The following is a 19,732-nucleotide window of genomic DNA, read 5'->3' on the forward strand; positions in this document are numbered from 1 at the left end:
CGCTACTTTACGGAAGGTGCTGTGCTGGGCTCGCGCGAGTTTGTGCAGTCGCATGCGGAGCACTGGAAACGTAGCACAGGGCGCAAACATCGCTATAAACCTCAGAATATTCCTGCCGAAGCAAATGCTTCTTTGACGGTTTTAAAGAATTTGCGTGGTTCAGTTTACTCCTGATGAGCTTATAGTAGTCGATTCAGAGACCACTCTTACTGGAAGATTTCTTTTTAAGCTGATAACGTCCCTCTTTAAAATCGACAAAGTAAGAATCGATCCGGGGGTGGTTAATTGGTTGGCCACTCGTATCTTCGCTTAAGTTAGACTGTGCGACGTAGGTGCTTAGTCCTCCGCTATCGTGCACTAATACATGGTACCATGGCTGCTCACGAGGAGGTTGCGTCTTATTACACTGATACCAAGTCTCGCCTGCCATGCAGCGTGGATCCACGGCGACGATTACACCTCGATAGCCATAAAGTTGGTGAATTACGACGACGCCGAGCTCAAAATAGATTCCTGGTGCAGCGCCTCCATCTATATCTGTCAGTCCTATTAACACAGTCCCTAGCTTAACCAGCTTGGGCGAATCTTCAAGTATCGGACCTAAATGCTGCTAGGATTTCTTGCACCGGACGTATCTGGTCAGACGGGAAAAAGCTATTAATTCGGTGGATGACTTGCTGTATGATCCCGTCCGGGCAGGAAGCTCCCCCCGTGAGCAAAATGCGCGGCTTATCGACTACTTGCTTAAAAAGTGGCCGATCTTCTTCAACTGTAGCAGGGGCGGCTGTTAGATTATACGGAAAAATATAGTGCCGGACCGAGTCTAAGGAGCGAAGGTTATCTTCAGACTGAATATAATGTGCGGCCTCTCCAAAGCGCTCCGAGCAAACGCGATAGAGTTGATAGGTATTTGAGCTATTTTTTCCACCAACAACTAGAGCCGCGTCTATCGATTGTTCGACTGCTTTATGCAGTGCATCTTGATTCACTTGAGTGGCGTAGCAAAGGGTATCCCCCTTCCCTTTAGACCAAAGGTGCTCCGCCACTTCGGATTCGCCATATTTGCAGGCTATAACGTCTCTCAAATATTCAATAATTGTGAGCGTTTCATTGCGCAGGAGTGTGGTTTGGTTCACCACTGCAATTCGCTCAAGATCTTTTAGTGGATCAAATCCTTTGGAATAGAGACCTGCAAATGAAGCCTCGAAAAGAGCCTTTTTCTCGGATGTTTCTGCCTGAATGACTTCAGCCAAGCGGCGGGCATGCTCCATATTTCGCAGCATTAACGCAGGGCCATGACTGGAGCTATTTGAAAAGGTTGCTTTAGTTTCTTCGTGTTCGGATTTACCGTGAATGAGTACGGTATATCCCTCTTGAGCATAGCGCCTAGCAGCTTTCCATACTTTCTCAACAAGCATACAGGTGGCATCATTTTCCCGTATAGAAAGGCCACGCCGAATCAATCGAGCCTTATCTTCGTTGGTGGCTCCGAAGGCGGGGATAATGACGATATCCTCCTCGGTGAGTTGATTCCATAGTGTTGTGGGATCGTCTGCGCTCGTAGCAATGGAGCCGTCTGCCCTCAACGGAAGCCCCTTATCAGTCTGTAAATACCGCAAGCCGCGAGCAAGTAGATCTTCGTTTACAAAAGGATTGTGGATCAACTCGCTGAGCATGAACACTCGCCGGTTCGGATGCTGAGCTACCGTTTCATAAGCTCGCTCAATTGCGTTCTGAACGCCCAAGCAAAAGCCAAAATGGCTAGGAATTACGTAACTAACAGCACCGAAATCGAGCACCGCGGGTTCACCTGAAGATTTTTCTTTGGTGCGACGGGCTTCCTTTATCGCGAGGCACAAGGCGCTTTGATAGAGAGCTTCCGATTGCCCATCGATATAGACTGAACGATTACGCTCTTTGGTAGTACGAAAGCGATAGATATACTCATTCTCCCCCATTCCTAGATAAGGAATACGATAAAGCTGCTCGTCGATCGCCTGTAGCACCTGTCTCAAGTCACCAGATAGAGTCAGGTCTTTCAACCGGTCAATCGTATGCCACTCACCGGTGACATCACATTCTTCGGAAACCAGTGCACATAGGATCGATTGCCTTCCTTTAGCTGATTGCAGCTCGGACAAGACGTGCCAGTTGCGCCCTTCTGGCTCTACCTGCGCGAGCGTATAAGATCCATCATCTGAGCTAGTTACCAAAAGGTGATTACTTGAATTAAAGAGTAGTCGGATCGGATCCATCATCAAAAAATTACTGCCAGTGAATCAAGACTGGCTTATCAATCTCGGAACTCAAACTGTGGTGCACTGGGCAGCCTTTAGCCGCGTTAATAATTTTGCGCTTTGTTATATCATCGAACTTCCCTGGCAACCAAATCTCTGTGCTTAGCTTAATAATGCGCCGGGGCTTGTAATTCGACATCTCTTTATTGACCTCAATACGCATACCTGTGAGATCGAACCCAAGTTTCTCCATTTGCATGCCAATAATCGTAGCCATACAAGAGCCGAGCGCCGCAGCACACAGATCGGTAGGCGAGGCAGCTTCGCCTTTGCCGTTATTATCGATCGGAGCGTCGGTGTTGAAAGATTGACCGGAAGGCTCATGGCTGACTTTGCAGCGTAGTGCACCCTCGTATTTAACTGTCATTTGAACCATTTAAGAGAGATTGAGACAATTAGAGTTCGGGTCAATCCGTATGCTACAGAGATCGCTAAAGACTTACCAACAACCATGATATAAGGACTCTTAGTAATACATTCTGCGGTTGCACAGAGAGCGAGTTCAGCTACAGTGCCCGTTTACTACGAGATCCACTCCCGATACGACATCATGTTTCAAGTCAATTTCAGCGAACAAAGTATGCAAGAGCTCAATCAGCTCGACACGCGCTCACAGATGCTACTCGTCGAAGTAGTGAGCACGCTCAAACAAGAGCAGCTGGACAATCCCAATGAGGAATTAGGCTGTTTCCATCGTAACGGGAAAACTTATTATCGTGTCAGAGCCGGCGAATTTCGCATCTATTTTGAGCAACATGGCGACTCTCTATTTGCTCACTACATATTGCATAAGAACACTTTAACCGATTTTATCTTCCGATTCAAACTCCCCTTTACTGAGGAGTTTATGCTAGAACAGGAGGATTCCTTTTGGAAATATCTCGAATCGCTCCGACATAAGGACGAGGTCGAAGATTAAACTGCCTCCCCCCTTTCTATGACCGAACCGACTGAACCGACTGAACTGAACGAAGCCCCTGAGAAAACCGAGCAATCCCGCCACCAATATGCGGATTCCGGTGAAGCGAGCCATATTTACCTGCTGCCCAATAGTTTAACTGCAGGTAATTTGTTTTTTGGCTTCTTAGCGATCCTACGTTGCATCCAGGCTAACTACGCAACCGATCCAGCCGTCGTATCGGACAATTATAAGCAAGCCGTTTGGTTCATTTTATTTGGCGTAATTTGCGACGCGCTGGATGGTCGCGTGGCCCGCTTGGGAGGCCGCGAATCCCTATTTGGTAAAGAATTCGATTCAATCGCAGATATCATATCTTTCGGCGTCGCCCCAGCTTTGATGATGATTTTCCTGGTCCTAACTCCGACTGTGGAAAAGTACCCGATCTTCCTACAAATCAGCTGGTTAATCGGCTTCGTATACTTACTTTGCGCGGCCGTCCGCCTTGCACGCTTCAACGTGTTAACACACCCGATGCTACCAAAAGCCGAGCGCCTAAAAGGCACCAACGATTTTCTTGGACTCCCAGTGCCCGCGGCAGCTGGAATGATCGCCTCAATCGTATTGGTTATCACGAGCCTCAAAACACCAACCTATGACTCACGAGGACTCGCCCTATTGATTCCTCCATTCATGCTAGCGATTGCTTACCTGATGGTCAGCAACATACAATATCCAAGCTTTAAGGACGTGGACTGGCAAACACAGACAAAGTTTCGCTCATTCATCGCTCTAATCCTTGGACTCGGCACTGCCTTCTTTTTCAAAGAATTCTTCTTTGCCCTACTATTCTTCACTTACATCGCATACGGACCAATCCGACACATGCTCCGTATTTACCGCAGTCGTAAAAACGACAATTTAAGCCCCAAAACAGGCAGTGAATAAGTTGGGAATAAGTGCGAACAGTGTGTGAATTCAAAAAAAGTTATTCCCACTGTTCACCGAGCTCAGTTTTAATTCACAGTTCTTTTCACATCATTTTCCCTTCGTAAATGACTTGTCTGCATACACTTGATGAGTTGTTCTACTTAATTCACCCCCTTACTGTTACTAAGAGATTTATATATATAAAAAGAACTATTATATAAGCATTGCCAGTAAGTCCAAAAAAACGCCAAATTCTCCACCATGAAGTTCAAGATCAACCAGGATCATTTTAGCAACGGCCTCCAACAAGTTCTCAATGTTGTAGCGACTCGTTCAACCATGCCCATCCTCAGCAATGTGCTGATCGAAGCCGAGGAGGGTCACATTTCGCTGACTACAACCAACCTTGACCTTGGCATTCGTTGCCGAATCAAGGCTGAGGTTTCTGAACCTGGCAGCACGACATTGCCAGTTCGCAAATTGGCGACCATCGTGCGTGAGCTTCCGGTCAACGAGGTATTTGTTGAAACCAGTGATAGCAACCAGGCGAAGATTACATCGGGTGGTTCACTTTTCAAAATCATGGGCTTGAGCGCTGAGGAGTTTCCGCCGTTGCCTACTTTTGAGAATCGTAAAGTCTTTGAGCTTTCGCAGGACAAAATCGTAAACATGCTCAAGAGCGTGTCTTACGCTCAATCCACGGATGAGAATCGCTACATCCTCAACGGTGTATACTTTAACTTTGCGGATGAGAAATTGACGCTGGTGGCGACGGATGGACGCCGTCTTGGTTTGACTGCGCTGGAACTAGAAATCAGCGAAGACAATGCGGGCAGCCTAATTTTGCCTGCCAAGACAGTGGGCGAACTGGAGCGTTTGATGGGCAAGGGAGAAGCTGTGAAGGTCGCTTTCAACGATCGTCAGGCAGCTTTTGAAATCGCGATCGATGAAGCGGGCGATTCCGGTTTAATTGACCACCTCTATCTCGTATCCAAGATTGTAGAAGGTAACTACCCGAATTATCGTCAAGTCATCCCTAAGGAAACAGAGCACCGAGTCAAAATCGAGCGTGAGTTAATGCTTGAATGCGTGCACCGTGCAGCTTTGGTGACATCGGACAAGAGTAACTCTGTAAAGCTTAAGGTGAGTAAGAACCTGCTGGAAATCTCTGGCTCGTCGACTGAATATGGTGAATCGCACGAATCAATGGCGATCGCTTATGATGGCCCTGAGGTGCAAGTCGCGTTCAATCCACAATTTTTGATGGAGCCGCTTAAGGCTTTGACTAAGGATGAGGTCTTCTTCGAGTTCAAGGATGAGCTCAGCCCGGGTCTATTCAAGACATTGGATAACTTCATCTGTGTGATCATGCCACTGCGCTTGAACTAATTTAAGCGACCATAACACATTTTATGAAGGACGGTCGTTCAGGCCGTCCTTCTTTGTTTTAGACTATGTTTACTGAATCTTCAGAAATCTATCAATGGCTACTATTTATGGTGGCGATCGTGACAGTCTTGTTACCAATGCTTGGTAACCGCCTATCGATGCCTGCTTTTATCGTGTTAGGGCGTTGGACGCGGTGGTTCCTCTTCGCTGCTTTATTTGCCTATTTTCTGAAAGTATTTGGTCTCTCCTATCGTCCAGACTGGGTGCATTTTGTGACAGGCCTGGCTCTTTGGTTTGTATTGGAGACGGGGTATAATTGGATCGCAATTAAAGCGCTCAGTCGCAGTGAATTACCGCTATTTCCAGAGTTTTATGAGAATGTTGACGGCGATGAATGGCCGGCAGATGCACGTTTTATTGAACTCAAGGATTGGTTGCGCACTGAAAAGTATAGTCGGCTTAAAGCTCTGAAGGCAGAACTGTTTGAAGGCACCTTTTTACGTGCATCAATTTATGAAAGCACGGATGGGCTGACACGCATACAAATCTTATTTTTACCGAAGCGCAAAGGCGGTGCGATTGCTTGCTATACGATCAGCACGCAGTCAAAAGATGGTGAGCGCTTGATTACGGATAATCTTTTCCTTCCATATGGAGGCTATTATCCAGAGAGTTGGAATATGTGCCGCAAACCATTAATTGGTTCTTTAAAACGCCTGCTACTTTTACATCGAAAACGTTTGTTGGCTTCTGGTTTTGAACCCGTTCCAGTCGAAGAGGATGCTTTAGTTGAGTTAAATGATCAGCAACGCATACTTGAGCGGCTCAATGTAGAGACTGGGTTTTTAGTGCCACGTCCGCGCCAGGAAGAGGATGGTAAGATTACCTATGAAGGCCGCTACAGGCTTTGGAAGGAAATGTGGATGTTAGCTTACCTGGGTAAATCAGTGGCCTAGGTGCTTGAAGCTTTGATTTGCGATTTTAATTGTTTGGCGGCCATTGCATAGCCTCCATCTGCGCCGTCTATGAAATGGATGTGATTGCCTTCGTGGATATCATCTACGTAGCAGGTCATTAATGAATCTTTGGAATTATGTAGTCCGTAAAAGAGGAGTCCTTTTTTGTAGAGTGAATCCAGGTAGCAAGTAATCGCTTCACTTTGCTGCGCACTAATATCGATTACCATGCGTAGCGTATCATCAAATTTTCGGTAATCTGCATGCGTGCGCATGGACTTTACGTAACGTTTAGGATCGATAAAGATCGGTGGTATTTTAAAACGGAATATACATACGCAGGCGATGATTTCAAAGATCCTGTAACAATGACGATAGGACCACTTTGGAATATGAAGACGACTTTCTTGAAAGAAGCATTCACGGATGGATTGATAGCTGATTTTGGGAATATTAAGGGGATTGATTTGATCAATATCGACTCCGCAAATTTGCCCGATCTGATCTAAAATATCTTGGTAGATTGCATTCGTGGTTGTTTCATTTTTTTGAACTATGAGGGATGCAATGGTGCCTCTTATGTTTGGAATTGAATTCCAACGACAAGATAAGCCTTCTATGTTGGTTCGACTCCCTATTTTTACTTCAATTAAATGCCTAGAGTTTGCCTGCTTGATCCATTTCTCGGCAAGTGAAAGACCTCCACCGTGAAAAATTGCTAGACACCGACCGGTGACTAGTTCGTAACGTCCGACTTCAATTCTGCGCTTGGCGGCATATATTTCAGCGACTGGAACGAGCCCGATTCTCAGGACGAAGCCAAAGTTTTCAGCAGCAATTTGCTGTAGACCGCTCATTGCTTCCTGGATGCGTGTAGTATGTTTAGAGTGAAATGCGAACGAGGCCCCATCGCCACCAAAGACGAATGGGATATCGAGGCCGTGTAGTGCATTTCGAGCGGCTGCAATAGTGGCTGCACCAACTAGATTGACGTCTTTATAGCGTCCAGCTTCAATGGCTTTGGTGGAACCTTCAATATCAGAGACGACTATGCACCAATCTGAGGGGAGTGGTGCGTAGTAAGCCTCATTCGTAAAATCGCTAAATTTATCGAATGCCGGCAGCTCAGCATAGAAAGAATCTTCGGACATTTTTAGCATCGTAGTGGTACCTCTCTGATTACAGCGAATCTTTTATAGGCACAAAAAAGCCCCCTAAAGAGGGGGCTTTGAAAGTTGAAAGCGCTTAGCTTCTATTTCTGTGACCGCTCGTTGCGAGCAATTACATTTCCAATTGTGGGCGATCTGCCTTGGGCCAGTCGATGTGGTAGAACTTGCCACGAGGCTCATCGGTGCGCTCGTAAGTGTGGGCACCGAAGTAGTCACGTTGAGCTTGCAGAAGGTTTTGTGGTAGGCGCGAGCTACGGTAGCCATCGAAGTAAGACAGCGCGGAGCTGAAGGTTGGGATGGATACACCGTGTGTGGCGGCTAGAGCCACGACTTTACGCCAGCTCTTTTGGGCGGTGTGGATGGCTTCGCTGAAGTATGGGTCCAGCAGAAGGTTGGCGAGGTTCGGATCACGCTCATAGGCTTCTGTGATCTTTTGCAGGAAGGCCGCACGAATGATGCAACCACCGCGGAAGATTTGTGCAATCTCACCGAAATTAAGCTTCCAGCCATATTCCTCTTGAGCGTAAGCCATCAATTGGAAGCCTTGTGCATAGGAGCAGATCTTGGAGGCGTAAAGAGCCTCGCGGATGGCTTCGACCATTTCAGCCTTGTCGCCAGTGAAGGCTTCGGCCTCAGGGCCTTTGAGGATCTTTTCAGCAGCAACACGTTCGTCTTTAACGGCTGATAGGCAGCGAGCAAAGACGGCTTCGGCTACGGTGGGTGCAGGTGTGCCCATGTCGAGCGCATTGACAGAGGTCCATTTACCAGTGCCCTTTTGACCCGCTGTATCGAGCACGATGTCGACGAATGGTTTGCCAGTTACGGGATCGGTTTGCTTCAGAATGTCGGCTGTGATTTCGATCAGGAAGGAGTCGAGGTCGCCCTTGTTCCACTCAGTGAAGATGTCGCCCATCTCTGCCGGAGAGAGACCCAACACATTTTGCATGAGGTCATAAGCCTCGCAGATCATCTGCATGTCACCGTATTCGATGCCGTTGTGGACCATCTTAACGTAGTGGCCGGCACCGTCTGGACCGATATAGGCGGTGCAACTGAAACCACCTTCGACAGGCTTGCCAGCTTCGGCGCCTTCGAGTGGTTTACCAGTTTCTGGGTCTACTTTGGCTGCGATCGCTTTCCAAATGGGCTCTAAAAATTCCCATGCTTCTGGAGTGCCGCCTGGCATCAGCGACGGACCAAAGCGAGCACCTTCTTCTCCGCCGGATACTCCGGAACCGATGAAACGAAGCCCTTTTTCTGTAAGCTCTTTTTCGCGCCGGATGGTGTCGTCCCACTTGGCGTTGCCACCGTCGATGATGATATCGCCTTCTTCAAGAAGGGGAATTAAGCCTTCGATCACCTTGTCTGTCGCCCAACCTGCTTGCACCAGAATGATGATTTTACGAGGACGTTTGAGCGAGGCGACAAAGTCTTTGAGCTCGGCTTGACCGACTAGGCCACCCGGAGTGTCGGGGTTAGCCGCGACGAATTCTTCCATTTTGGAAGTCGTCCGGTTATAGACGGAAATCTTAAAGCCATGGTCGGCGATGTTAAGAGCCAGATTTTGGCCCATTACTGCGAGGCCAATCAGGCCAATATCGGAGGTTGCTTCAGACATAATTTGTATGGATTAAAAGTTGAATGAGGAAATCCAGCTCCAAAGTCTACGCAAGGGCAGACTGGGAAAGAGGCATGAATTATCGTCATATCTGGGATACATTTGATTAAAACGAACCAAAATAGCGCGTTATACTATGAATGAAAATTATATAATCCCGAGACTTTTTGCATAAATGCGCAGTTTGAGGTCCATTGATGTGTGCTGATTGAAGCGTTACAGTCATGCGTAAATTGACTATTTGAATTGTCATTCAGAAAAATGCCTTCAAACGTAGGCGCCATGGAAGTAGTGGCAGGTATCTCTAAAGAATGGCGTCGTCGTATGCTATTTATGTTTTTTATGATCTTCGGTATGGCTGCCTGGTTTTTATCGGATGGCTATATCATGTGGCCGAACGAGGCGCAGCGCTTTGGAGAGTATGCAGAAATCAAGGATGCTTTGATTGAGTCAGGAGACGCGGTAGATGAAGAAAGTTCTTCAGTAAAGCTCGCTTGGCAACGCCATGCCCGCGAGGCAGGTTATCGCAGTAATGTGCCAAAGGAGCGCACTGATGCAGATATTCATGAACAGCGCGTTATTGGCTGGGTGATGATGTGCGGCTCTCTGTTATTTGGTGCATGGATAGCATGGAATCATACCCGTAAGGTGCGTGCAGAGGGAGAGCTAGTGATCGGTGCTTCTGGTGAACGTGTCGAGTTGGACTCCATTACAGGCATGGACCGTAAGAAGTGGAAGAATAAGGGGATCGCTTATGCCATTTACGATGATGGGGGGAAATCCCGCCGGCTATGCTTGGATGAGCATAAGTTCAAAGGCTGTGAAGCGATCATTTTAGAGGCAGAGAAGCGTATCAAAGCGCGCGCTGAAGCAACACAGTCAGCGTCCAATTAGAGTTTATCGTGGGTGCTAGTAAGGATGCTCGTTTTTGGGCTGAACTTTAAATTTACTTTGCCTAAATCGTGAGAAAGTGCTGAGGCTTGTACTTTGCGGTCTCTGTTGGACCGTTCTGACAGCTCATGAAGCCACACGCTTACAAACCACGTTTCCTTGAATTATTGTGCAATCGTCCTAGTGGCGCCGACATCGGACGCGAGGCCGCCGCGGGGCTCACGGTCGGTTTAATTGCTCTACCGCTGGCACTTGCCCTGGGCATTGCGAGTATTCCAGTCGGGGCGGACACTCCTTACTCCGCGCCGGCATTGGGGATTTATACGGCGATTATCGCTGGTTTTTTAATTTCCGTATTCGGAGGTAGTCGGGTGCAGATCGGCGGGCCGACCGCGGCCTTTATCCCGATTGTGCTACTCATTGTGCAAGCGCATGGCTATGTCGGCCTGTTGTTGGCGACGATGATGGCTGGCATCATATTGATTTTAATGGGCTTTGCGCGGCTGGGCACTTTGATCAAATACATTCCCTGGCCCGTCACCTCGGGCTTTACCACTGGTATTGCGGTGGCGATTATGGTCACTCAGGTGGTTGATTTTAGCGGTATTCATGGAGAGACTGCGATCTCGGGCGAGTTTTTTGAAAAAGTAGAATGGCTGTGTCACCATTTGGGAACTTTAGATATAATGACTGTTCTGGTCGCACTACTTTCCTGTGCGGTTATATTCTTTTGGCCGCGTATAGGTTGGAAACGCCTTCCGGGTTCGATTGTGGCCATGTTGCTCGGCACCTTGGCGGTGTGGGGCTTGAATCAGCTGGAGGGCGTTCAGATCGCCACTGTGGGCTCGCGATTCGGGGATTCGGCAATTCCGGCGCATTTGCCCAGTTTTATGATGCCTGTAGTTTCGGTGGAAATGATACGGGAGTTGATTATGCCAGCCACGGCGATCGCGATTTTGTGTTCGATCGAGTCTTTACTCTCGGCGGTGGTGGCCGATGGTCTGACCAATCAGCGGCATGATAGTAACTCGGAGCTGATCGGCCAAGGTATCGCGAATTTGATTTGTCCCTTCTTCGGAGGCTTGCCTGCGACCGGCGCGATTGCACGCACTTCGGCTAATATTCGTAATGGCGGCCGTACTCCTTTGGCTGGAGTTGTGCATGCGCTTTCATTGTTGGCTATTGTACTGCTCTTTTCCTCTTTTGCGCGATATATCCCGATGCCAACCATGGCTGCAGTGCTGGTGATGGTGGCCTTGCATATGGGGGAGTGGCGGGCTTTAAAGGAAATCAAGCGCATGCAAACGGGGGATGCTTTGGTTCTATTGACGACTTTTGCGCTAACGGTGATCTTTGATTTGGTGGTAGCGATTGAGATCGGTATGGTCTTGGCAGCCTTGCTGTTTATTCGTCGCGTTTCAGAGACTACGGAGGTCAGCCGTGTGACGCACAATGATGTCTTGGAATCGCCCGAGCACGTTGCGCAAGGTAAAGCGATTCCCGAGGGCGTGCTGGTGTATCGTATTTTTGGCCCCTTCCTATTTGGCGCTGCCGATAAGATGCAAGACGCGCTGGAGGAATTGTCCGATTATCCTAAAGTGATCATCTTGCGCATGCACTTAGTGACTGCAATGGATACCACTGCGCTCTATGCCTTAGTCAATTTAGTCGAACGCATGCGGGAGAGAGGAACGTCGATCGTTGTGAGCGGAATCCATCGGCAGCCCTTGGAACTTCTACGTAAATCGGATTCGCTGAAAACGCTGGGAATCGATAATTTCTGCGGCCACTATGACGAAGCGCTTAATCGTGCGCAGCAGTTGATCGCCGAGAGCAAATAGCAATTTCAGCGGGCATGGACTTGCGGGATCAGTTTGTTGGTCAAGGTAAGGCCGCCGGAACTGACGCCTTTGCAAGCCAGCATTTGATTTGTCAGTTCACGCAGGTTCTGCACCGGGCCCTGGGCTAATACCACTTCCATTATGTACTGGCCCTCTAGTAATACATGTTGGCTACTGATGCACTCTTGCACGTACTGACGTTGGATCTGTGCTAGCTGCTGTAGCAGTCCCGTCTTTCCCGTGTCATAAATAAGAGTGATCGTTCCGGCCATGATGGCCGAGTTGTCTTCTTGTTTATGTTGGATGAGGCTCTCCTCAATCATCTCAGCAATGGCTTGCGAACGGTTTTGAAAGCCACGAGAGTCCACCATGTCGTCCAGCGCAGTCGCCAATTTCGCTGGCAGTGAGATACTTATGCGCTGAGCTAATGTTTTGTTCGTTTTTTGTACAGTCTTCATACGATTTATATTTAAAATTCAAATCGTAATACTTTTTGCAATAATAATATTACTATTTTTAACACTTATGTGTATTGGCATGCTTCGTGCAAGACTGCAGTGGATCGTTGGCAGCTTCTGTTGACGGTATGTTCTTCTCACTGACACTCACCATCAAAAACACTAGGATTATGTTGAAACTAAAAAATTGGGCTGGAAAAGCCACACGGACAGGACTCTGCGCACTTGCACTGATCAGTGCAAACATGCTTTCAGCCAAGGAACCTCTTAAAATCGGCTACAGTGACTGGCCAGGATGGGTGGCATGGCAAATCGGTATCGATAAGGGCTGGTTTGAAGAAGAAGGTGTCGACGTGGAATTCCTGTGGATGGACTACGTGGCATCGATGGATGCCTATGTTGCTGGCCAGGTGGATGCTGTTACGATGACCAATGGGGATGCGCTGGTCACCGGTGGCACAGGTAAACCTTCAGTTGCGATTCTTATCAGCGATTACTCGAATGGTAACGATATGGTGGTGGCTGCTCCTGGAATCGAAACTTTGGCAGACTTGAAAGGTAAAAAGATCGGCCTGGAAGAGGGCTTTGTGATTCACCTGCTATTGCTAAAGGGTGCTGAGATGGCGGGTATCGATCCTTCGGAATTTACCATCGTTAATACACCGACCAATGAGACACCACAAGTGCTGGCTTCGGGTGCCGTCGATGCGATCGGCGCATGGCAGCCAAATTCTGGACAAGCGCTCAAGACGGTTCCCGGTTCGAAGCCGGTGCTGACTTCGGCGGATGCGCCTGGTATCATTTATGATTTGCTATCCGTTGATCCTGAAAGCTTGGAAGCGCGTCGCGATGACTGGTCGAAGGTCGTGAAGGTTTGGTATCGTATCGCCGACTTTATTAAGGACGAAGAGAACATTGATGAAGCGCTCGAAATTCTTTCGAAGCGTGTCGCCATCTCTCCGGAAGAGTATGAGCCATTTCTTGAGGGCACATACATCCTATCCCTGGAGGAAGTGCTTCCTATCTGGAAAGAAGCCGAGGGCCTGGGTTCGGTCTACGGATCGACTAAGATTGCAGATGATTTCAATGTCGAACAGGGCGTTTACGATGAGCCGCTCAACACTGTCCAATACCTAGACCCAAGCCTGACTCTGGAGTATGCTGAGTCGGTGAAGTAAGGCGGACTGGCTCTTTGCCAACTTTTTCTAAAGGCGGGCCGAGATCCCGGCCCGCCTTTTTTCTACCTAATTGGTTTCCATCAGGCACTACGCTCAACCAAAATTACTGAATGAAGAATAGTTCCCAGTTTAAGGCACCCACCACTCCATGGTTTGCCGTGCGCAAAGAACTCAGCGCCAAACGCCGTTCACTACTGATTGCTGCATCTTTTATCCTTCCGATCTTACTTTGGAGTATCGTGAGTTATACGCCATTTATCTGGCATCCGGATATCAAGCTCGAGATTTCAGCGGACCGGGAAAATGTGACGACGGTCTTTACTGCCGGTAATCATCTGTCCAAGGAATATTTCCCAGGATTTGTCGAAGCTGTCGAAGCAGAGAATAGTGAAATCCTGGCAGCACGTGCCAGTGGTGAGTCGACGACTTCAGGCTTTCGTGCGCGGCGTGCAAATTTGAAAATCCTGCGACACATGGCGCCCGTGGCGATTGCTAATGGCTGGCTGACGCGCGAAGAAGCTGAGGACGACAGTCAACTGTATCAGGTCTGGCAAGGCGTGGCCGAAGGCACGCTAATCGGGAGCAAGGTCAAGTTGAGCGATCAGAACATTGCGCTGATTAAACGAAATTGGGAGCTACTGAGTGCCAAGAGCCCGACCTTTGTTTCGAAATCATTGCCGGAAACGCCATTGGAAAAATTGGTGCCACAAGGACGTCCGGCAAATCCAGTCTATCTGCCCGCGCCGCATGAGGTGGTCATCCAGGGCTATCATGACTTCACTCAAGAAACGGATCCCGATAAGCCTAGCATGTGGCAGCGCTATAAGCACTCTCTGCGCATTGTCTTTTTTGGATTTATGCTGTCGGCCTTGGTGGGGGTTCCTATTGGAATCCTTTGCGGCACCTTTGATTTCTTTTCGAAACTCTTTGAGCCATTTATTGATTTCTTCCGCTATATGCCGGCTCCCGCCTTTAGCACATTATTAGTGGCGGTCTTCCTTGCCCACGATGCGCCTAAGATCTCATTGGTTTTTTTAGGCACCTTTTTTCAAATGGTATTGGTGGTCTCAAATACCACGCGCCAACTGGATGCCTCTTTGATTGAAGCGGCTCAAACCTTGGGTGCGAAAACTTTTACCATGATTCGCCGTGTTATCATTCCTGGTATCACGCCAAATCTTTATAACGATATGCGGATTCTACTTGGCTGGTCATGGACTTGGCTGGTGATCGCAGAATTGATCGGTGTGAAGAGTGGTCTGACGGAGTTTATCGAAACTCAGGGTCGCTGGCGTAACTTTGACAGTGTCTTCCCTATCATTATTATGATTGGTGTAACTGGATTCGTGACCGATCAAATTCTCGCATCCTTGCGCAAATATTTTTTCCCGTGGACTCCCGAATCATCCGAAAAGAAACACGGCTTTATCGGTCGCTTTGTGCTCTGGATGCTGGATCGCAAAGTTTATGACACACCTAAGAATGGAAAGGCTTAAAGACGATGAGTGATATTATAGAACTACCCAGTTATAAAGAGCAGAGCGATTCTGTTCGCGCTCGTTTTGCGGATATTTATCAGCGTCCCATCAAGCTCGAAGTGAAGGATGTCAGTAAGAGCTTTAATACTGCCAAGGGGCAAATCGATGTATTGAGTCCGATCAGTTTCAATGTCCATCGTCGCGAGTTTATCTCGGTGATTGGTCCGTCGGGCTGTGGCAAGTCCACTTTGATCCGTATGCTGGCTGGCTTGGAAACTGTATCCGGTGGACAGTTCTTATTGGATGGCAAAGAAGCTTCCGGCCCCGGTGCAGATCGCGGTATGGTCTTTCAGGGCTACACTTTGTTTCCTTGGTTGACTGTTAAAAAGAACGTAATGTTTGGGTTGGAAGTCAATGGACATTCTGGCACTGCAGTGGAACAAGAAGCGATGCAATGGATCGAATTGGTCGGGCTCGGGCATGCCGCAGAATCTTATCCGAGCCAACTTTCGGGCGGCATGAAGCAGCGGGTGGCCATTGCGCGGGCGCTGGCAAATCAGCCACAGATCTTGTTTATGGATGAGCCTTTCGGGGCTTTGGATCCGCACACGCGTTCACAGATGCAGTCGCACCTTTTGCAAATCTGGCACAACGTAGATGTCACAATCATGTTTGTGACACATGATTTGGATGAGGCGATTTATCTCTCCGATCGCATTCTTGTTTTGAAAGCCAACCCTGGTGAAATACAGGAGTTCATCGAAGTGCCGGTGCCACGTCCGCGCACGCCGGAACAAATGCTGAGTCCGGAGTTTCTCGCGACCAAGCAACGCCTGGAAGAGCTCATTCACCCGAAAGAGCATACCAGCACGCAAGATCTACCCATCGTTCGTATGACGAGTGTAAATGACAATGTTGAATAGATACTGCATCGAATCGCTGACCTGGCCCAAGGTGCAAGCTTTGCAAGCGGAGTGTCCGCTACTGGTCTTGCCGCTTGGAGCGACCGAACAGCATGGGCCGGCCCTGCCGATCAATACCGATACCGTCATCGCCGATGCGCTGTGTCGCGACGCCTGTCAACGTGCACAAGTCGCGATGGCTCCGGTCATCCCTTATACTTCGTCGGCGGCGCACACGGATAAGTGGCCAGGCACGTTTTCACAAACGCCGCTTAGCTTTATCCAAACACTGGTGCAATATGCAAAATGGGCGGAAGCGACAGGTTGGAAAAAACTCTACATCGTCAATGCCCATGCCGGCAATGACGCGCCCTTGCGGGTGGCTGTCGACCAGGTGCGCATTGAACTGATGGGCCGCCTGCAGATTGGTTTTCTCAACACCTTCTTTATCACACCCGAAATCGAGGCGCACTTTACCCAAGATGCCAAGGATCTGCACGCCAACAAGGGCGAATGTGATTTGATGCTACACCTCGCACCCGATACCGTCGATCTCGATGCGCTTGAAAGCGCCGATGATCCAGATCGCACCGAGGACTTGATTTTCAGCTACCCGGTATCGCAAACCAGTTTGACCGGTGGCACCGGCTATCCCTCTCGAGGCACGGCGGCAGATGGACAAATGCTCTTTGAGAAAATGTGCGTCGCAATCGCCGCCAAGCTAGAGCAAGCCAAACTCGAACAAGCGCCCTTAGCTGAATCAGAATGGGGCAGCGCACCTGATGGCTTTTATTCTTAATCAATAACAGCATGTGGCATATTTTTTGCATCATTCAGTAATACTTTTTGACTAATTCGTAATAACAACTAAACAAAAATACAAATCAGATGGAAGAGCTCAAAAACAAATTAAAGTCCCAAGGGGTTAAATACTGTGTCGGTGCCTATGTAGACATTCATGGCGTGCCGAAGGGGAAGTTCGTACCCATCGATCATTTCGAGCATTTTGCAGAAGGATCGGAGCTCTATACCGGCTATGCCCTCGACGGCTTAGGCCAGCGCCCAAATGACGACGAGATTGCCTCCTTACCGGACACCAATCACATCATCCAATTGCCATGGCAACCGGAAGTGGCATGGATGCCAGCAGACAACACTTTCAAGGGCGAGCCCTACGAGGTCAACACCCGCGTCGCACTGAAGAAGGTGCTGGCGCAGGCTGAAGCAATGGGCTTCACCGTAAATCTGGGCATCGAGTGCGAAGTCTACGTGGTCAAAGAAACGGAGAATGGCGGCATCGAAATCCCCGACCAAAACGATCATTTGGACAAGGTTTGCTACGACGTGAAACGCTTCATGGATCGTTTCACCTGGCTGGACAAAGTGTCCACCACCATCAATGACCTCGGATGGGATCTTTACTCACTCGATCAGGAGGACGCGACTTCGCAGTTCGAATTCGATTTCAAATACGCCGATGCGCTCACTATGTGTGACCGCTACATCTTCTTCCGCATGATGGCGAAGCAGTATGCCGCCGAAGAAGGTCTCTTGGCCACCTTCATGCCAAAGCCTTTCGCAGATAAGACCGGTAGTGGGGCTCACTTTAATCTATCGCTGGCCGATTCTAAAACAGGCGAAAACCTGTTTAAGGATGCCAACGATCCGCGCGGGCTGGGCTTATCAGAGCTCGGTTATCAATTCAGCGCGGGCATCCTCAAGCACGGTCCGGCGCTGTGCGCGGCATTTGCACCGACGGTCAACAGCTACAAGCGTCTGGTGCGCAAGGGCCTGATGTCTTACTATTCATGGGCTCCCGTATTCAATTCATACGGCAGTAACAATCGCACCAATTCGCTGCGCGTGCCGATGGGCGGCGGACGCATCGAATCGCGCAATGCTGATGCGTCTTGTAATCCATACCTCGCCGCCACTTTGATGCTGGCTGCAGGCTTACAAGGGATCCAAGAGAAATTAAATCCTGGCGAGGCTCAGGAGGAAAACCTCTATGAATTCACCCCAGAGCAGCTGGCTGAACGCGGGATCAGCGAACTGCCACGCTCGCTCGACGAGGCGGTGCATGCCTTTGCCTCCGATCCCTTCGTCGAAGAAGTACTCGGCAGCACATTACGCGACGAATTCATTCGCTATAAGAGTGAAGAATGGCGTCAATATCACCAACGCGTCACAGACTGGGAAGTCGATCATTACGCGCGTCGGTTTTAGTTAAAAGAATTCTTCTCTCTTAATTCCTAATTCTTAATTCATTATGATACACTCAGAAAAACTCCACGGTGGCACGATGTGGTCCAAAGTGATCGGTCGTGGTAAAACACTCCGACTCACGGATATTGATGGCAAAGCCAATGTTGGCATGTTGCTGTATAATGCACTGGAAAAAGAAGAGCGGTATAACATGCCGGATACATTGAAGGGGCAGCATATCTTCTATCTGACCGCGCCCTTTTGTGTGCACTCTGACATGGGCCGTCTCTTTTGCTCCATCACTGCAGACACTGCTGGGTGGCATGATACAGTTTGCGGCTGTTCGGATGCCGCACTGGTGGCCAAGAAGTATGGCAGCAAGCCTTATCAAGAAGCGCATAATGATTGCTATCGTGATGCGCAGCGTGCCTTTCTAATTGAACTGGCTAAGTGGGACATGGGCAAACGCGACTTGGTGCCAAACCTTAATTGGTTTTCCAAAGTCGTATCGGACGAAGCTGGCAAACTGAGCTACGTGCCGGGTGCATCCAAGCTAGGTAGCTACATCGACCTGCGCTTCGAAATGGATACACTGGTGGTGCTCAACACTTGTCAGCACCCCCTCGATCCAAATCCTGAATACGACCCAGGCGATGTGCAGTTAGAGGTGTTTAAATCTGAAGCGCCCACCGCAGACGATGCATGTTTTCAATCCCGCCCGGAAAATCTCCGCGCTTTTGAAAACACTGAAACCTATCATAAACTTCGATTCTAATGTAGTGGCGAGCTGCTAGCTTGCCTCTTAAGCAAACCGACAAGCTGGAAGCTTGTCACTACGATATAAAGCCATGCTCACAGAAAGTACACTCAATCCTGAAAAAGCTAGCTACCGCGAGGTGATTCCCGCCGGCGAATACTGGTTGCACGAAATCAAAAAAGGTCAGACGCTGCGCATCCTCGACATGGAGGGCAATCAAGCGGCCGACACCTTATTCTACGATGCCAAGGATCCGGAAAATCGCTATAGCGCCTCCGATACCATTCAACGTCAAGCGGCACTGTATTTAACCACCGGCACGAAGCTCATCTCGAGTCAGGGCGATGAGCTATTAACGATTACCGCCGACACCTGCGGACGTCACGACACAGTCGGCGGCGCCTGCTCGCGCGAGAGTAACACGATGCGCTACGCGCACGACAAAGAGCACATGCACGCCTGCCGCGATAGCTTTATCTGCGGCATCCAACATTGGGGCCCCGATCTAGGGAAGCGTGACATCACTTGTAATATTAACTTCTTCATGAATGTGCCCGTCACACCTGAAGGAAAGCTCACATTCGAAGACGGCATTTCCGCTCCAGGGCGATACGTCGAAATGAAGGCCGAGCGCGATGTGATGTGCCTGATCTCGAACTGCCCACAGCTGAATAACCCATGTAACGGATACAACCCGACCCCCGTCGAAGTGATCATCTGGGATCAGTAAAAATTGTATTCGCAGGGGCGCCACTTGTGACGCCC

General features: G+C 49.1%; 19 protein-coding genes. 13 read left to right on the forward strand and 6 right to left on the reverse strand.

Annotated elements, in window-relative coordinates:
• Positions 1–193: 193 nt before the first annotated feature.
• Genes hspQ through QEH52_RS16015 form a run of 3 tightly spaced genes read right to left on the reverse strand, consistent with a single transcriptional unit; the run spans position 194 to position 2,664 of the window.
• The gene (gene hspQ, locus QEH52_RS16005; RefSeq protein WP_308951797.1) at positions 194–556 is read right to left on the reverse strand and encodes a heat shock protein HspQ; all 363 of its coding nucleotides are present in this window, start codon (positions 554–556) and stop codon (positions 194–196) included.
• 31 nt (positions 557–587) lie between these two features.
• Positions 588–2,258: a 4-hydroxy-3-methylbut-2-enyl diphosphate reductase gene (ispH, locus tag QEH52_RS16010; protein ID WP_308951799.1), complete on the reverse strand. Its 1,671-nt coding sequence runs from the start codon at positions 2,256–2,258 to the stop codon at positions 588–590.
• 7 nt (positions 2,259–2,265) lie between these two features.
• Positions 2,266–2,664, reverse strand: a complete 399-nt coding sequence (locus tag QEH52_RS16015) for an OsmC family protein (RefSeq protein ID WP_308951801.1) — start codon at positions 2,662–2,664, stop codon at positions 2,266–2,268.
• A gap of 144 nt (positions 2,665–2,808) precedes the next feature.
• Here QEH52_RS16015 and QEH52_RS16020 point away from each other — a divergent pair, with 144 nt between their 5' ends.
• From QEH52_RS16020 to QEH52_RS16035, 4 genes are all read left to right on the forward strand, one after another.
• The gene (locus QEH52_RS16020) at positions 2,809–3,216 is read left to right on the forward strand and encodes a type II toxin-antitoxin system RelE family toxin (RefSeq protein ID WP_308951803.1); all 408 of its coding nucleotides are present in this window, start codon (positions 2,809–2,811) and stop codon (positions 3,214–3,216) included.
• An 18-nt stretch (positions 3,217–3,234) separates the two neighbouring features.
• Entirely contained in the window at positions 3,235–4,143 is a 909-nt protein-coding gene (gene pssA, locus QEH52_RS16025) for a CDP-diacylglycerol--serine O-phosphatidyltransferase (protein ID WP_308951804.1), read from the forward strand.
• 243 nt (positions 4,144–4,386) lie between these two features.
• Positions 4,387–5,514 carry a DNA polymerase III subunit beta gene (gene dnaN / locus QEH52_RS16030; RefSeq protein ID WP_308951805.1) on the forward strand — a complete coding sequence of 376 codons (1,128 nt, stop codon included), beginning with the start codon at positions 4,387–4,389 and terminating at the stop codon, positions 5,512–5,514.
• Positions 5,515–5,579: 65 nt separating this feature from the next.
• Positions 5,580–6,470 (forward strand): hypothetical protein, encoded by an 891-nt coding sequence (locus QEH52_RS16035; RefSeq protein ID WP_308951806.1) that lies wholly within the window; start codon positions 5,580–5,582, stop codon positions 6,468–6,470.
• On the opposite strand, the gene QEH52_RS16040 is transcribed toward QEH52_RS16035, so the two are convergent.
• Together QEH52_RS16040 and gndA are read right to left on the reverse strand one after the other, a co-directional pair.
• On the reverse strand, positions 6,467–7,621 hold the full coding sequence (locus QEH52_RS16040) for a DUF3095 domain-containing protein (protein WP_308951808.1): 1,155 nt from the start codon (positions 7,619–7,621) through the stop codon (positions 6,467–6,469). The genes QEH52_RS16035 and QEH52_RS16040 overlap by 4 nt on opposite strands.
• Positions 7,622–7,751: 130 nt before the next feature.
• The gene (gndA, locus tag QEH52_RS16045) at positions 7,752–9,257 is read right to left on the reverse strand and encodes an NADP-dependent phosphogluconate dehydrogenase (RefSeq protein WP_308951809.1); all 1,506 of its coding nucleotides are present in this window, start codon (positions 9,255–9,257) and stop codon (positions 7,752–7,754) included.
• Between the two features lie 261 nt (positions 9,258–9,518).
• On the opposite strand from gndA, the gene QEH52_RS16050 reads away from it, so the two are divergent.
• Positions 9,519–10,151, forward strand: a complete 633-nt coding sequence (locus QEH52_RS16050) for a hypothetical protein (protein WP_308951810.1) — start codon at positions 9,519–9,521, stop codon at positions 10,149–10,151.
• A gap of 125 nt (positions 10,152–10,276) precedes the next feature.
• Entirely contained in the window at positions 10,277–11,989 is a 1,713-nt protein-coding gene (locus QEH52_RS16055; RefSeq protein ID WP_308951811.1) for a SulP family inorganic anion transporter, read from the forward strand.
• Positions 11,990–11,994: 5 nt separating this feature from the next.
• Here the strand turns inward: QEH52_RS16055 and QEH52_RS16060 are convergent, their stop codons facing one another.
• Positions 11,995–12,447: a CopG family ribbon-helix-helix protein gene (locus QEH52_RS16060; protein ID WP_308951813.1), complete on the reverse strand. Its 453-nt coding sequence runs from the start codon at positions 12,445–12,447 to the stop codon at positions 11,995–11,997.
• A 170-nt stretch (positions 12,448–12,617) separates the two neighbouring features.
• Here QEH52_RS16060 and QEH52_RS16065 point away from each other — a divergent pair, with 170 nt between their 5' ends.
• From QEH52_RS16065 to QEH52_RS16095, 7 genes are all read left to right on the forward strand, one after another.
• Entirely contained in the window at positions 12,618–13,625 is a 1,008-nt protein-coding gene (locus tag QEH52_RS16065; protein WP_308951814.1) for an ABC transporter substrate-binding protein, read from the forward strand.
• 110 nt (positions 13,626–13,735) lie between these two features.
• On the forward strand, positions 13,736–15,121 hold the full coding sequence (locus QEH52_RS16070) for an ABC transporter permease (protein WP_308951815.1): 1,386 nt from the start codon (positions 13,736–13,738) through the stop codon (positions 15,119–15,121).
• Positions 15,122–15,126: 5 nt separating this feature from the next.
• Entirely contained in the window at positions 15,127–16,026 is a 900-nt protein-coding gene (locus QEH52_RS16075; RefSeq protein ID WP_308951816.1) for an ABC transporter ATP-binding protein, read from the forward strand.
• Positions 16,016–16,804, forward strand: coding sequence for a creatininase family protein (locus QEH52_RS16080; RefSeq protein WP_308951817.1), 789 nt, complete (start codon positions 16,016–16,018; stop codon positions 16,802–16,804). Before QEH52_RS16075 ends, QEH52_RS16080 begins: the two co-directional genes overlap by 11 nt.
• A gap of 89 nt (positions 16,805–16,893) precedes the next feature.
• On the forward strand, positions 16,894–18,231 hold the full coding sequence (gene glnT, locus QEH52_RS16085) for a type III glutamate--ammonia ligase (RefSeq protein WP_308951819.1): 1,338 nt from the start codon (positions 16,894–16,896) through the stop codon (positions 18,229–18,231).
• A 43-nt stretch (positions 18,232–18,274) separates the two neighbouring features.
• Positions 18,275–18,985 (forward strand): urea amidolyase associated protein UAAP1, encoded by a 711-nt coding sequence (locus QEH52_RS16090; RefSeq protein WP_308951820.1) that lies wholly within the window; start codon positions 18,275–18,277, stop codon positions 18,983–18,985.
• Between the two features lie 73 nt (positions 18,986–19,058).
• On the forward strand, positions 19,059–19,697 hold the full coding sequence (locus QEH52_RS16095; protein WP_308951821.1) for an urea amidolyase associated protein UAAP2: 639 nt from the start codon (positions 19,059–19,061) through the stop codon (positions 19,695–19,697).
• The last annotated feature ends 35 nt before the right edge of the window (positions 19,698–19,732 follow it).

It is taken from the genome of Thalassobacterium maritimum, assembly GCF_031127805.1.
GTDB lineage: Bacteria > Verrucomicrobiota > Verrucomicrobiia > Opitutales > Coraliomargaritaceae > Thalassobacterium > Thalassobacterium maritimum.

Bases quoted from the DNA above. Each gene is read 5' to 3' on its own strand.
- ispH (WP_308951799.1), bottom strand. From the start codon at position 2,258: ATGATGGATCCGATCCGACTACTCTTTAATTCAAGTAATCACCTTTTG.
- QEH52_RS16015 (WP_308951801.1), bottom strand. From the start codon at position 2,664: ATGACAGTTAAATACGAGGGTGCACTACGCTGCAAAGTCAGCCATGAG.
- pssA (WP_308951804.1), top strand. From the start codon at position 3,235: ATGACCGAACCGACTGAACCGACTGAACTGAACGAAGCCCCTGAGAAA.
- dnaN (WP_308951805.1), top strand. From the start codon at position 4,387: ATGAAGTTCAAGATCAACCAGGATCATTTTAGCAACGGCCTCCAACAA.
- QEH52_RS16035 (WP_308951806.1), top strand. From the start codon at position 5,580: ATGTTTACTGAATCTTCAGAAATCTATCAATGGCTACTATTTATGGTG.
- QEH52_RS16040 (WP_308951808.1), bottom strand. From the start codon at position 7,621: ATGTCCGAAGATTCTTTCTATGCTGAGCTGCCGGCATTCGATAAATTT.
- gndA (WP_308951809.1), bottom strand. From the start codon at position 9,257: ATGTCTGAAGCAACCTCCGATATTGGCCTGATTGGCCTCGCAGTAATG.
- QEH52_RS16050 (WP_308951810.1), top strand. From the start codon at position 9,519: ATGCCTTCAAACGTAGGCGCCATGGAAGTAGTGGCAGGTATCTCTAAA.
- QEH52_RS16055 (WP_308951811.1), top strand. From the start codon at position 10,277: ATGAAGCCACACGCTTACAAACCACGTTTCCTTGAATTATTGTGCAAT.
- QEH52_RS16060 (WP_308951813.1), bottom strand. From the start codon at position 12,447: ATGAAGACTGTACAAAAAACGAACAAAACATTAGCTCAGCGCATAAGT.
- QEH52_RS16065 (WP_308951814.1), top strand. From the start codon at position 12,618: ATGTTGAAACTAAAAAATTGGGCTGGAAAAGCCACACGGACAGGACTC.
- QEH52_RS16070 (WP_308951815.1), top strand. From the start codon at position 13,736: ATGAAGAATAGTTCCCAGTTTAAGGCACCCACCACTCCATGGTTTGCC.
- QEH52_RS16075 (WP_308951816.1), top strand. From the start codon at position 15,127: ATGAGTGATATTATAGAACTACCCAGTTATAAAGAGCAGAGCGATTCT.
- QEH52_RS16080 (WP_308951817.1), top strand. From the start codon at position 16,016: ATGTTGAATAGATACTGCATCGAATCGCTGACCTGGCCCAAGGTGCAA.
- glnT (WP_308951819.1), top strand. From the start codon at position 16,894: ATGGAAGAGCTCAAAAACAAATTAAAGTCCCAAGGGGTTAAATACTGT.
- QEH52_RS16090 (WP_308951820.1), top strand. From the start codon at position 18,275: ATGATACACTCAGAAAAACTCCACGGTGGCACGATGTGGTCCAAAGTG.
- QEH52_RS16095 (WP_308951821.1), top strand. From the start codon at position 19,059: ATGCTCACAGAAAGTACACTCAATCCTGAAAAAGCTAGCTACCGCGAG.